Genomic DNA, 13697 nt, shown 5'->3' on the forward strand with positions numbered 1-13697 from the left:
AGTGGCTTTACCAGCAGAATTGAGGGTTATTCAACGAAGTTTAGCCATAATCCGGCTATTCGCGCCGCAGTCTGAACTGCAAAAAATGGGTGGAGCAGGAAATACAGGGATCGTAGTTTCGAATCAGCCGCTCGCAGAACAGCTTGAGCTCCTGATCGCTGTGGTCCAGACCAAAGCGGGTAACCGACGCCCTGAGGTCCTGCTCAATACGGGCCTGATTCTGGCTGGTGGGCGGAATAATGGAGCAGGACAGCACTCTGCCCCGCTCGTCCAGCCGGTAATGGTGATAAATCATGCCCCTGGGTGCCTCGGTACAACAACAGCACTCACCCGCCCTGGACGTAACCGGCAGGCTGGCCTCACCTGTCGGGCACTCCTCAGCCAGCAGCCGGGAAGCCTCGAACAAGGCCCAATAAATCTCCAGTGCCCGGGCCTGAATACTGGTAAACATGTTGCGACTGGGGAACTCAAGGCCGCAGTCCCGTGCCAGGGCACGCACCTCGGCGGACAACCGCTCAAAACCGTTATTCATTCGCGCCAGGGGGCCCACCAGATAATCCTCGCCATCAAGCAGGGAATACAGCGCCGTGGAATGGGGCTCCTGATGCTCGGCAAAATGGTGAGCGTACTCGGAATAATCCAGGCTCAGGCCGGTACTACAGGTAATGCGGCCGCCATTAATAGCATAGGCGTCGGGCTCGGTGAGGCTGACCCAGGTAAAGTCATGACCGTAATCGGGCAACGCCAGTTCGGCGGTCCAGCGCACCAGCGCTTCGGCGGCGGGCAGGGCCTGTTGTACCTGACCGCGAACTTCATGCCAGCGTGCGTCATCGGGCAGGCGGCCAAAGCCGCCCACCTGCAATCCTACCGGGTGCACGGAGCGTCCGCCCAGCAGCGCCATCAGGGCATTGCCGGCCTCCTGCAACTGCATGCCCCGCTGCAGCACCTCCGGATACTCTTTGGCCATGGCCAGAGCATGATCGAACCCCAGAAAATCGGGAGCGGCGAGAAAATGAATATGCAACGCATGACTCTGCACCCACTCCCCCAGGTTCATCAGCTTTCTTAACTGCACCAGCGGGACGGGCAGCCTGATGCCAAACAACTGCTCCATGGCCTGAATGGAGGTGAGCTGGTAGGCCATGGGACAGATGCCGCAGATGCGGGCGTTGAGATCCGGCACTTCCTGATAGCCGCGCCCTTCGAGAAACTTTTCAAACAGCCGGGGCGGCTCGAAAATGGCCAGATGCAGCTTGTCGATGCGATTCCCTTTGGCGCTGAGCTCCAGGCTGCCTTCCCCTTCCAGCCGGGTGACGAAAGGCACCTTGAGGGCGATACGACGCCTGGCTTTTTTCGTCACTCGTCCACCTCCCGCACATCAATGGGTTGCCAGCGCAGGACCTGCTCGCGAAAGGGGGCGCTGTGGCTGTGAATGGCAGCAAAACGCCGGGCAATGTCGTCGGGGAGCAGGCCCAGACCGGTAAAACGGTTGGCCAGACTGTCGCAATTGGGCAGCTCGGAAGGCCCGAAGCAGCCATAGCAGGCCCGACCAAAGGCGGGACAGAGGGCGCCACAACCGGTGCGCACCACGGGCCCCAAACAGGGCGCGCCCTTGGTGACCATGACGCACACCTGCTGGCGGCGCTTGCATTCCATGCACAGCTTTTCGGCCTCGGGGCGAGGCTGCACGCCCAGGCGCAACTGGCGCAGAAAATGGCGCATCTGCTCGAGCGTAATGGGGCACCCCCACAACTCGAAGTCCACCCTGATGTGTTCGGCCACCCCGGTGGAGGTATCCAGGGTAGCGATAAAGTCCGGGTGAGCATAAATGGCCGCTTTCCAGCCCGGGCCATCCGCCATATTGCGCAGGGCCTGAATGCCGCCGCTGGTGGCACAGGCGCCCATGGTCACCACCAGCCTGCTGTTGCGGCGAAGGGCTTTGGCCCGTGCCAGATCTTCCGGGGTGGAGATACTGCCCTCGACCAGAGCCAGATCCACCTTTTTGTCCGGCCCCTCAATGCCCGCCTCGATAAAATGCACAAACTCCACTTCTTCGAGCAGTGCCAGCAGCGCCGGCCCCTGATTGAGCAAGGCCAGCTGGCAGCCGGAGCAAGAAGTCAGCTTGTGTACCGCCAGGGTAAGCCTTGGCCTGCTCATCAGACACCCTCCCTGCCCAGCCAGGACCTGATCTCGGGGTAATGAAACACCGGGCCGTCCTTGCAAACAAAATACGGACCCAGCTGGCAGTGACCACACAACCCCCGGCCACACTGAAAGTTGCGCTCCAGACTCAGATACACGGCCTCATCCGCCACCTGCAGCCGCGCCAGTTGTTTCAGGGCCGCCATCATCATGATCTCGGGGCCACACATCAGCACCGCGCAATGGCCGGGATCAAACTCCGCCAGCTCCAGCAACTCGGTCACCAGCCCGAGGCGCCAGCGGTGTCGGTGACGGTGCTCTTCGCTGGCGGCCAACAGTACCTGACACTTGCCCAGGGTTTGCCAGCGCCGGTACTGGGCCTGCCATAGCAAGTCGGCATGGTGCTTGACCCCTTGCAGGATCACGATGCGGCCATACTGATCCCGGTTGATCAGCGCATGGTGAATGGCCGCCACCACGGGGGCACAGCCCAGCCCGGCGGTGATAAACACCAGATCCCGACCTTGCAGTTGCGCCAGCGGCCAGCCCTGGCCAAAGGGGCCGCGCAGGCCCAGCTGCTGGCCAACGTCCAGCGCCACCAGGGGCCGCGTGACCCGGCCCACAGCGCGAATGGTGTGCTGCAACAGGCCCTGATGCCAACCCATGATGGAAATGGCCACCTCACCGGCACCAAACAGATAAAGCATGTTGAACTGGCCGTAGTCGAAGTCGAACGGGGAGCGGGTTTCCAGCGCCAGACTCAGGGTATGTACCCCCGGCACCTCCATGGTTTTGGCCGCCAGGGTGGCGACCATGGGCACACCATCAGCCATGCTCCCCCTCCTTCGGTGTTTCCAGCAGGGCGTGGGCCTCTTCCACCAGATCGATGGCCACCGGACACCAGGCAATGCAACGACCGCAACCCACGCAGCCACTGCGGCCAAATTGCTGCTGCCAGGTGGCCAGCTTGTGCACCAGCCATTGCCGGTAGCGGTGTTGAATTTTATGGCGGACCACCTTGCCGGTGATGTAGCTGTGCTGCTCACTGAAACAGGAGTCCCAGCGCTGCACCTGCTCGGCCTGCCGGTTACGAATGTCGCCTTCGGAGTCCTGTTTCGAGCAGAAACAGGTGGGGCAAACCGAGGTGCAGTTGCCGCAGGCCAGGCAACGCTCGGCCACCTGCTGCCAGCGAGGGTGATCGAGCCGGTCTACCAGTTGCGCCAGCTCGGCGGTAGCGGGCATGGTTCGCTGTTGTCGGCGGGCCCCTGCCAGCGCGGTTTTCGCCTCGTTCAGTTGCTGAACGCTGGCCTTGTTCAGGGGTAAGTGCGCCGCGATGGCGTCGCCTTCAGCGCTGCCGGTTTGCAGCAGGTAGCCGTCATCCAGCTCATCCAGCAATAGATCAAAGCCGAAACGGGCCTCGGGGCCATCGCCGGTCGAGACGCAAAAGCAGGTGTCGGCGCTGCGGCCGCAATTGACCGCCACCATAAAGAGTTGCTCGCGCTGGGCCCGGTAAAAGGGATCGGCATAAGGGCCGTCGAGAAAGTGTTGATCCTGGATTTTCAGCGCCGCCAGATCACAGCCCCGCAGACCGATAAACGCGAGCCGCTCAGGGCTCGGCTCAACGGCGCGAAAATTCAGGCCGGTTTCGGTGTGCTCGGCCCGCCACAGTACTTGTTCCGGCTGAAACAGCCAGGGCTTCAGGCCCTGGGGGCCGGTGTTCCAGGCAAAGGCGCGGCGACCGGCGGTGTGCTGCAGGCGGTAGCGGCCAGCATCGGCCTGCTCCTGCCAGCCCCAGGGCAGGTCGTCAACCTGTTCAAGAGGCGCAAACACAATGGTATCGTCTTTCACGCGAGGGCCAATCACCTCATAACCGGCCTGCACCAGGGCCTGATGCAGCCGGTTCAGGTGCCTTCGCGGCAGAAAACGCCGGCTCATACGCGCGCGCTCAGCAGCCAGTCATACCAGGCATTCATCCCTCCGCCGGTACTGGCCGACAGCACCAGAATGTCGACATTGGGGTTCAGGCGGCGCAGGGAGGTCTTTATCTTTTCCAGATCGATATCCAGGTAAGGCAGCAGATCGGCCTTGTTGATAATGGCCAGCTCGCAGCCGGCAAACAGATGGGGGTATTTTTCCGGTTTGTCGTCGCCGTCGGTCACCGCCATCATGGCGACACGGTGCTGTTCGCCCAGATCGAACAGCGCCGGGCATACAAGGTTGCCGACGTTTTCGACCAGCACCAGAGAGCCGGGCGATGGTGCCAGACTGGCCAGGCCCGCCTGTATCATTTGTGCATCCAGGTGGCAGCCGGTGCCGGTGTTGATCTGCACCGCCCGGCCGCCGCTGGCCTGAATGCGCCTGGCATCATTCCGGGTTTGTTGATCCCCTTCCAGCACCGCCATCGACGGCCAGCCTGCCTGCGTTTGGGCATAAGCAAAGCTGGCTTCCAGCAACCGGGTCTTGCCGGCACCCGGGGTGCCCATCAGATTGATGCAGCTGATGTGGTTTTCAGTCAGCCAGTCGCGATTTTGCCGGGCCAGTTCATCATTGCCGGCCAGCAGCGCCTGCTGCAACTGCAGGCTGTCACCGTCATGATGCAAATGACGATGTGACCCGGTTCCCGGCTCCGACAGCCGGGCCTTGTCGCCGGAACATCCACAATGACCACACATCAGCCGAATCCTATTTCCGTTAACAGCAGTTGTCGTCCAGAAATCAAAGTATAGTCATAGCCGCCACAGGGGCAGTTCTCTCCCGGGCCGGTCGGGGCAAAGTGCCGGCCGCAGTCCCGGCATTCGGCCTGAGCCGGCACCGCCTCGATGATAAGCTCAGCGCCGCCCAGGCCGGCGTCTTGTTTCACCATGTCAAAACAAAACTGCAGCCGTTCACCATCCACGCAGCTCATGGCGCCCACCTCGACGGTGATGCGGCTGATCACCCTGTGCTGATAGGGCTTGAGCTCGGTCAGCAGGGCCCGCACCACCGAAAGTTCATGCATAATCAGCAGATCCGTGGCAATTGCAGGCCATGGGGCACCTCCAGCAGCCGCGCGCCGCCATAAGGACCGAGCAGGCTGAGCCGCCCCGGGGACGCCGACGCCAATACCTCGCCGATAATGCGGGCATGCCGGCCCAGGGGATGAGCACGCCACAACGCCAGTGCCTGTTCCGCCTGCTCGGGGGCAATCACCATGGCGGCCAGCCCTTCATTGGCCAGCAGCAGCGGCTCCAGCCCCAGCAGTTCGCACAATGCCTGGGTCTGCGGGCGAAGGGGCAGTTCCTGTTCGGTCAGCCGAATCTCCACCGATGATGCCTCGGCCATTTCGTTCAGCACACCGCCCAGACCGCCGCGGGTGGCATCGCGCAGACAGCGTACGCCAGCACATTGCGCCAGCACTGGCTGGATCAGCGTGTGCAGGGCGGCACAGTCGCTGGCAAGCTCCCCCACCAGCCCCAGCTCTTCCCGGGCCAGCATGACGGCGGCGCCGTGATCCCCCACATGGCCGTTGATCAGCACTCTGTCGCCGGGCCGCGCCGCGCCGATGGACAGGTTCAGCTCCGCCGGGATCACGCCCACACCTGTGGTGTTGATAAAGAGTTTGTCGGCCATGCCCCGCTCCACCACCTTGGTATCGCCGGTAACGATGGTGACACCGGCCTGGCGCGCGGCTGCGGCCATGGAGCCGACCAGGCGCGCAAGCAAGGTCAGGGGCAGCCCTTCCTCGATAATGAAGGCGGCACTTAAATAAAGCGGCATGGCGCCGCCCACGGCCAGATCGTTAATGGTGCCACACACCGCCAGCTTGCCGATGTCGCCCCCGGGAAATTCCAGCGGGCTGACCACAAAGCTGTCGGTGGTCAGGGCCAAGCGATCTCCCTGAGCCAGCAGACCGGCCAATGGCAACCGGGCCTGATCCTCCTTTTGCAGCAAGGGAGTGTCGCCAAAGGCGGTGAGAAAGAGGGAGTCAATCAGCTGATGCATGGCCCCGCCCCCGGCCCCGTGGGCCAGGGTGATGGTGGCGTGTTCATTGCTCACTGCCGACCTCCTCGGGGCGATATTGATGGTAGGCGGCGCAGGCCCCCTCGCTCGACACCATCAGGGCGCCCACCGGGTGCTCGGGGGTGCACTGGCGGCGAAACAGGGGGCACTGATGGGGCTTGATCCGGCCGGTGAGTACTCCATTGCACCAGACGGGTTCATCGGCGGCCCTGACCGGCTCAAGTGTGGCCAGCAGCTCGGTCGCATCCAGATGCTGGTATTGCGTCCGTATTCGCACGCCCGAGCCCAGCACCCGGCCAAGGCCGCGCCAGTGGCCGTCAATGCCCGACTCAAACGCCTGTTTCATCGCCTTCAGGGCGGCCGGGTTGCCTGCATCCGCCACTACCCGGGCATAGGCGTTTTCAATCTCGCAGCGGCCCTGATCCAGTTGCTGCACCAGCTGATACAGGGCCTGCAAAAAGTCCACCGGCTCAAAACCGGCGATCACCAGAGGTTTATGATAGTGGTGGGCAATGGGGGCATACACTCGGCGTCCGATCACCATGCTGACGTGCCCTGGCCCGATAAAACCATCGAGCTGCACCTCACCGGCTTCAAGCAGACCCGTCAGGGTCGGCATCAGCCGAATATGATGGCAGATAAAGCGCAGGTTGCCGATGCCCGCCCGGTCGGCGGCCAGCAGGGAACAGGCGGTACCGGGCATGGTGGTATCAAAGCCGATGGCAAAAAACACCACCTGCTTGTGGGGGTTGGCATTGGCCAGGGCCAGGGCGTCATAGGGAGAATAAAGCACTTTCACCTCGGCCCCCTCGGCTTTGGCCTGCAGCAAGCTGCCCCGGCTGCCGGGTACCCGCAGCGGATCGCCAAAGCTTGCAAGGATCACGTTCTGCTGCCGGGCCAGGCTGACGGCCTGATCCACCGCGTCCACCGGCAGCACGCATACCGGGCAGCCGGGGCCGTGAATAAACTCGATGGACTCAGGCAACAGCTGGTGCAGGCCAAAACGAAAGATGGCATGGGTATGGCCACCGCACACTTCCATGATCTGCAGGGGCCGGCCCAGGCGTGCCGCCACCCGCTCAGCCACGGGGGTAATGGCCGCCAGCTGCGCCTTCACTCGGGTTGCATCACGAAAGTCTGTGTTAGGGCTCATGGCTTGCTTCCATTTGCGCCAGCAGGGCCAGGGTGCGCTCGGCTTCCTGCTGATCAATCCGCGCCATGGCAAAGCCCACATGCAGCAGCACCCACTCTCCCACCAGGGCCGACAGCGCCCGGTCGTCGGCGGCAAGCAGGGCAAGATTGATTTGCCGGCGCACCCCGGCGGTTTCCGCCAGCGCCAGCCCGGCGTCGGCATCCACAATGGCCACCACCTGAGCCGGTATTCCCAGACACATAAGCGACTCCTTTCTCAGTGCGGGTTAACCCGATCGGGCCGCCATTGCGCCAGGGCGATGGCGGCCTGGCCCAGGGCAATGCCGCCATCGTTGCAGGGCGCCTGACGTTGGGTCAGCACCGTCAGGCCCATGGCTTCCAGCGTCTCAGTCAGGGCCGTCAGCAGCCGGCGATTTTGCATCACCCCCCCGCTCAGGGCGACGACGCCAAAGCCCCCTTGCTGTTGCAGCTGCTGCACCATTCGGCACAGGCCTTTCACTAAACTTAGGTGAAAATTGGCCGCCAGCACCGCTTCGCTCTCGCCGCTCAGCAGGGATTGGATCATCAGGGGCCACATGGGGCTCGGATCCAGTTGCCAGAGCTCGCCTTCGCGGCTTAGCGTGACGTCATAGCAGGTGTTGGCCTGCGCCCCCTGGGCCAGGCTTTCCAGCTTCATCGCCGCTTCCCCTTCAAAGCTCTGTTCGACAGGCGCCACGCCCAGCAGCGCCGCCACCGCATCGAACAATCGCCCCGCCGAGGACGTGAGCGGAAAACGCGGCGCCATGGCCAGCAAGGCCCCGGCGTTATTGCTGAACAGTAACGGACAGCGTGGTTGCAGTTCCGGCCAGGCAGAAAAGGACACCGGCTGGGCCAGCAGGTTGCGCCAGGGCTGGCGGCTGGCCTGATCCCCCCCCAGCAGAGGAAAAGGCCGCAGCCGCCCCAGCCGGCGGTAACCGGCGTAATCCGCCAGCAGGAACTCCCCGCCCCACAGACTGCCATCATCACCCAGGCCCAGGCCGTCGAGTACCATGCCCAGCACCGGCTCATGGGGCTCATGACCGTTTTCCACCAGACAGGACACCAGATGGGCGTGATGATGCTGCACCCGGTACAACGGCAGCCCGCCCTCCTTTGCCAGGCAAACGCCCAGGCGGGTGGCGGCATAATCGGCATGCAAATCGACGGCAATGGCTCTGGGACTCATACCCAGCAACACCGACAGGTGCTTCGCTTCCTGCCGCAGCGCATCCAGGCAGGCCGGACTGCTCAGACTGCCAATATGGGCAGACAGCACCGCCCGGCCTGAGCCGGCCAGGCAGCAACTGTTTTTCAAATCCGCCCCCAGCGCCAGCACGGTGCCGTTCAGCCCGGCGGGCAGAGGGATGGGATCCGGTACAAAGCCCCGGGCCCGGCGAACCAGCCTTGGCCGACCGGCCACCACGGACAGCACCGAATCGTCACAGCGGTTAACAATGGGCCTGTTGTGCAGCAAAAAGCCGTCGGCCAGAGGGGCCAGCGCCGACAGCGCCTGCCGGTTACCGGTACATATGGGCTCTCCACCGGCATTGCCCGAGGTCATCACCAGCGGGCTGCCCATCCCGGTCAGTAACAGCCAGTGCAGCGGCGAGCTCGCCACCATGACGCCAAGGTGTGCCAGCCCCGGCGCCAGGGCCTCGACCGCCATGCCCGGTGCCGGCGTTCTAAGCCGTGCCCTGGGCAACAGCACAATGGGGGCCGCCGGGCTGCTCAGCTGTGCCCGCTCGGCGTCATTCAGTTCAAAACAGGCCTCCACCTGGGCCAAATCCCGCATCATGATCGCAAAGGGCTTGGCGGGTCTATGCTTGCGCTCGCGCAGTATCGCAATGGCCGCTGCCGAGCCGGCATCACAGGCCAGCTGAAACCCGCCAATGCCCTTGAGCGCCAGCACTCTGTCCTGTTTCAGCCAGGTGGCACATTGCGCCAGCAGGCTTGCCGCGGTTCCCTGCCTGTTCTGCCCATCGGCGGTTTGCAGCCAGAGATGCGGCCCGCAAACGGCACAGGCCACGGGCTCGGCATGAAAACGCCGGTTGGCGGGATGGGTATATTCCTCAAGGCAGGCGGCGCACAGGGGAAAGTCCGCCATGGCGGTATGGGCCCTGTCCCAGGGCAGCGCCCGCACAATGGAATAGCGGGGGCCACAGTTCGTACAGTTGATAAAGGGGTAGCCCTGGCGCCGGTCGGTTGGGTCGTTCAGCTCCGCCAGACACTGCGGACAAACGGCCAGATCCGGCGGGATCCGGGCGCCCTGCCCCTTCGTCCGGCTGTTGACCACCACAAACTCACGGGGAGCGGACACCCAGTCAAAGGGCTCGGTATCTATACGCTCAATGTGAGCATGAGGCGGACACTCGGCCCGCAGCCGCCGGCAAAATGCCGCCACGGTTGGCGCATCGGCGGCCAGCCGAATCTCTACCCCGGCGCCGATATTGCCGACCTCCCCCGCCAGACCGAGCCCGGTGGCCAGCCGGTAGACGAAGGGACGAAAGCCCACCCCCTGTACGCACCCGGCAAGTTGCAGGCGGTAGCCCTGCCGCGCTTCGTTCACCGGGGCGGGCGGCATCAGCTCTTTGGTCACGTAGTCATGCAGACGCCGGCACAATGCCGGCAGCGCCTCGGCAACCTCGTCGCTGAGCTCGAGCGTACAGGGCGTAAAATGCTGTGCGCCAATCACCATCAGATCGACAACCGGGGCCGGTGATACCAGTGGCGGCACCAGCGCCAGCAGCCCCTTGATGCCGCCGCCATGCTCAGGCGCGTCGCTGCCCGCCAGCGTCTGTGCCGACACATTACACAACAGGCTAATTCCGCCGGCGCGCTTCGCCGTTAAAAAAGCATCCACCAGTATGACGCGCCGGCAATGGCGAAACAGCGGCAGCAGGCTCACGCCCCCCGTGCCGCCGTCCACCAGCTCGACCTCATCGGGCCAGGAAAAGGTCCGGCACAGGGCCAGCGCGCCCATGCCGGCGGCATCGTCCCCCCGCAGAGGATTTCCCAGAAACACAATCCGCACTTCGGCGTCCGCTGTCATTCTGCCTCCCGTCCTGTGGCCGGCATGCTTTCCCGATACGCCCATGCTTCAACTATGGCTCAGAATCCTTCACCAATGAAAACGGGCGCCGCAGCGCCCGTTTTTATGACACAGGGGTGACCCCTTACTCCTTGCCAAAGTGCACGTCTTCTTCCTTTTCACCGGCATGAGGGTCGTGGAAGCGGATCAGGTTCATGGCCCCTTCGCTTTTGCCGACAATACAGGTGACCACGGCGTCACCGGTAATGTTGACGGCGGTGCGGATCATGTCGAGCAGGCGGTCCACGCCGATGATCAGCGCAATGCCTTCCACCGGCAGCCCCACCTGGTTCAGCACCATGGCCAGCATCACCATGCCCACCCCGGGCACACCGGCGGTACCCACCGATGCCAGGGTCGCGGTCAGGATCACCATCAGGTAATCATTGAAGGTAAGATCAATGTTAAAGGCCTGGGCGATAAAGGCGGTGGCCACCCCCTGCATGATGGCGGTACCGTCCATATTAATGGTGGCGCCCAGGGGCACGGTAAAGGACGCCACCCGGTTTTCCACGCCCATGCGACGGGTAGTGGTCTCGAGGGTGACGGGAATGGTGGCGTTGGACGAGGCGGTAGAAAAGGCAAACATCACCGCGTCTTCCATCTTTTTGAGAAACACCAGCGGATTAAGACCGGTAAGCACCCGGAACAGGCTGGTATAGGTCACCAGGGCGTGCAGCAGCAGGGTACCCGCCAGCACCAGGAAGTAACCGATGAGGTTGAGAATGGCGTCCAGCCCCAGGCTGGTGAACAGCTGGGCCATCAGGCAGAACACCCCAAAGGGAGCCAGGTTCATCAGCAGCGCCACCAGCTTCATGATCACTTCGTTAAGATCGACAAACAGCGCCGCAATCCGCTCTCCCGCCCTGCCCGCCAGACTGATGGCAATGCCGAACAACACCGCAAACACGATAATCTGTAGGGTATTGCCCTGGGCCATGGCGTTAATGGGGTTGGTGGGGAACATGTTGATGATCACCTCGGCCAGGGATGGCGCTTCCCGGGCGGCAAAGGTGCTCGATGAGACCAGATCGGCACCGTCGCCGGGCCGGAACAACTCGCCCATCACCAGTGCCAGGGTAATGGCCACGGCGGTGGTAAACAGGTAAAGCGCCAGGGTTTTGCCCCCCAGCCGCCCCAGGGTGGAGATGTCTTTCAGGGAGCTGGTGCCACACACCAGAGAAACGAAGATCAGCGGCACCACCAGCATGTTGAGGCTGGCAATGAAAATCTTGCCCCCCACCAGCAGCAGACCATTGACCAGAACGTCCTGTACCAGGTCGCTATCGGCAAAGAAGCTGCGAATAATAAACCCGGTCAGCACACCCAAACCCATGCCCAGCAACACGCGCGTGGTAAGCGACCATTTTTTCTCGCTCGCATTCATGGCTGAATACTCCTTATTCAAGATCCCTTTCGGGGTTGCAATGAAGGGGCGCAAGGGTAACAGCACACACCGCAAAACACCTCAATAAATTCCAAAAAACAAGAATATTCGACTACTTTTTAGCTAAAAACCAAATCTACATTTTACTTTAAGTGACTTTTATCACATTAAGTTTCATTGGTGACGACATCGGTACCGGCCGTCAGCATCTGCGCATCGCTGCGTTTGAACACGGAATAGGCCAGGCCGGTAAGCACAGCGCCAGCGGTAATGGCCAGCACATACCAGCCCAGTTGCTGAATGGCATTGGGAATAAACAACACAAACACACCGCCATGGGGCGCCAGCAGTTTGGCGCCAAACAGCATCGACAGGGCGCCGGTCAGGGCTCCGCCGGCCATGCAGCACGGAATCACCCTGAGGGGATCCCGGGCCGCAAAGGGAATGGCCCCTTCGGAAATAAAGCATAGCCCCAGTACAAACGAGGCCTTGCCCGCTTCCTGCTCATTGGGGTTGAATTTGCGCCGGGCCAACATGGTGGCAAGACCCATGCCCAGCGCCGGCACCATGCCCGCGGCCATGGCCGCCGCCATGGGACCATAGGTTTGCGACGCCAGCAGCCCCACGGAAAAGGCATAAGCGGCCTTGTTCACCGGCCCCCCCATGTCAAAACACATCATGGCGCCGATGATGATGCCCAGCAGCACCGCATTGGCCGAACCCATGTTATTTAGAAACTCGGTCATCACCGCCATAATGCCGGCCACAGGTCCGCCCACCACATAGATCATCACCAGGCCGGTAAACAGACTGCCAAACAGCGGAATGATCAGAATCGGCTTGAGCGACTCCAGACTGGTGGGCATGGGGATGCGACGAGCCAGCAGGCGTGCACTGTAACCGGCGAGAAAACCGGAGATGATGCCACCGATAAAACCGGCCCCCAGAGTGCTGGCCAGCATGCCGCCGATCATGCCCGGCGCTATGCCCGGCCGATCGGCAATGGAGTAGGCAATGTAGCCCGACAGCACTGGAATCATCAGGGCAAAGGCGGAATCGCCGCCAATGTGCATCAGCGCCGCGGCCAGGGTGCCTTCCTCCTTGAAGGCTTCAATGCCGAAAATAAACGACAGCGCAATAATCAGGCCCCCGGCCACCACCATGGGCAACATGAAGGACACCCCGGTCAGCAGATGCTGGTAGGGGCCGGGGGCTTTTTTGTCGGTCTCATCGCTGCCGGTGGCGGCGCTGCCTTCATAGTGCCAGGGCTTTGCCTCGGCAAGGGCCGTTTCAATGGTGTGCTGCGGCTTTTTCAAGGCCTGACCGGTGCTGGTACGGTACAGCCGTTTGCCGTTAAAACGGCTCAGGTTGACCTCAATGTCGGCAGCCACAATCACACAGTCGGCAGCGGCGATGTCCTCGGCGGTGAGGGCATTCTGGGCGCCCACCGATCCTTGCGTTTCCACCTTGATGTGATGGCCCAGCCTGGTGGCGGTCTCGGTAAGGGCCTCGGCCGACATAAAGGTGTGTGCCACCCCGGTGGGACAGGCGGTGACCGCCACCAGCCGCACCGGCCTGGCCGCGGACGGTTCGGACTCAAGGGGCACGGCCCGCGCCGCCGCCTGCTGCAACCAGTCTTGCGGATGATTCAGCGCCGGCTGAATGTCATCCACCACGCCGGGCTTGCCGGCAAAACGGGACAGATCCAGCGGGCGGCTGGCCGCCACCACCACCAGCTCCGCCTGTGCGATTTGCTGTTCGCTGAACGGGGTCACCGGCGCCAGCTCACTATGACACTCCACCGCCACGGTCCAGCCCAGTGTTTGCGCCGCCCGCTCCAGCACCCGTGCCGCCAGATAGCTGCTGGCCATGCCGCTGGGGCAGGCGGTGATGATCAGTACATTCATGGGC

General features: G+C 62.8%; 12 protein-coding genes. All 12 read right to left on the reverse strand.

Annotated elements, in window-relative coordinates; genetic code table 11:
• Positions 1–55 precede the first annotated feature (55 nt).
• The 12 genes from Q9290_RS03615 to Q9290_RS03670 all read right to left on the reverse strand — a co-directional run bounded on the left by Q9290_RS03615 (position 56) and on the right by Q9290_RS03670 (position 13693).
• Positions 56–1360 (reverse strand): Ni/Fe hydrogenase subunit alpha, encoded by a 1305-nt coding sequence (locus Q9290_RS03615; RefSeq protein WP_306078276.1) that lies wholly within the window; start codon positions 1358–1360, stop codon positions 56–58.
• Complete coding sequence (locus Q9290_RS03620) at positions 1357–2157, reverse strand: NADH-quinone oxidoreductase subunit B family protein (RefSeq protein ID WP_306078278.1); 801 nt, start codon at positions 2155–2157, stop codon at positions 1357–1359. Before Q9290_RS03620 ends, Q9290_RS03615 begins: the two co-directional genes overlap by 4 nt.
• A complete protein-coding gene (locus Q9290_RS03625) occupies positions 2157–2975 on the reverse strand; it encodes an FAD/NAD(P)-binding protein (RefSeq protein WP_306078279.1) in 819 nt (272 codons plus the stop codon). The genes Q9290_RS03620 and Q9290_RS03625 overlap by 1 nt, the downstream gene beginning before the upstream one ends.
• Positions 2968–4077 carry a 4Fe-4S dicluster domain-containing protein gene (locus Q9290_RS03630; RefSeq protein WP_306078280.1) on the reverse strand — a complete coding sequence of 370 codons (1110 nt, stop codon included), beginning with the start codon at positions 4075–4077 and terminating at the stop codon, positions 2968–2970. Before Q9290_RS03630 ends, Q9290_RS03625 begins: the two co-directional genes overlap by 8 nt.
• Positions 4074–4814, reverse strand: a complete 741-nt coding sequence (hypB, locus tag Q9290_RS03635) for a hydrogenase nickel incorporation protein HypB (protein ID WP_306078281.1) — start codon at positions 4812–4814, stop codon at positions 4074–4076. The genes Q9290_RS03630 and hypB overlap by 4 nt, the downstream gene beginning before the upstream one ends.
• The gene (locus Q9290_RS03640) at positions 4814–5140 is read right to left on the reverse strand and encodes a hydrogenase maturation nickel metallochaperone HypA/HybF (RefSeq protein WP_306078282.1); all 327 of its coding nucleotides are present in this window, start codon (positions 5138–5140) and stop codon (positions 4814–4816) included. The genes hypB and Q9290_RS03640 overlap by 1 nt, the downstream gene beginning before the upstream one ends.
• Positions 5141–5142: 2 nt before the next feature.
• Positions 5143–6177: a hydrogenase expression/formation protein HypE gene (gene hypE / locus Q9290_RS03645; protein WP_306078283.1), complete on the reverse strand. Its 1035-nt coding sequence runs from the start codon at positions 6175–6177 to the stop codon at positions 5143–5145.
• Positions 6167–7294 carry a hydrogenase formation protein HypD gene (hypD, locus tag Q9290_RS03650; RefSeq protein ID WP_306078284.1) on the reverse strand — a complete coding sequence of 376 codons (1128 nt, stop codon included), beginning with the start codon at positions 7292–7294 and terminating at the stop codon, positions 6167–6169. Before hypD ends, hypE begins: the two co-directional genes overlap by 11 nt.
• A complete protein-coding gene (locus Q9290_RS03655) occupies positions 7284–7535 on the reverse strand; it encodes a HypC/HybG/HupF family hydrogenase formation chaperone (protein ID WP_306078285.1) in 252 nt (83 codons plus the stop codon). The genes hypD and Q9290_RS03655 overlap by 11 nt, the downstream gene beginning before the upstream one ends.
• 14 nt (positions 7536–7549) lie before the next feature.
• On the reverse strand, positions 7550–10360 hold the full coding sequence (gene hypF / locus Q9290_RS03660) for a carbamoyltransferase HypF (protein ID WP_306078286.1): 2811 nt from the start codon (positions 10358–10360) through the stop codon (positions 7550–7552).
• Between the two features lie 124 nt (positions 10361–10484).
• Positions 10485–11786, reverse strand: coding sequence for a dicarboxylate/amino acid:cation symporter (locus Q9290_RS03665; protein WP_306078287.1), 1302 nt, complete (start codon positions 11784–11786; stop codon positions 10485–10487).
• Between the two features lie 167 nt (positions 11787–11953).
• Positions 11954–13693 carry a PTS fructose-like transporter subunit IIB gene (locus Q9290_RS03670; protein WP_306078288.1) on the reverse strand — a complete coding sequence of 580 codons (1740 nt, stop codon included), beginning with the start codon at positions 13691–13693 and terminating at the stop codon, positions 11954–11956.
• Positions 13694–13697: the final 4 nt, after the last annotated feature.

This window comes from Oceanimonas aquatica, from assembly GCF_030732065.1.
Lineage (GTDB): Bacteria > Pseudomonadota > Gammaproteobacteria > Enterobacterales > Aeromonadaceae > Oceanimonas.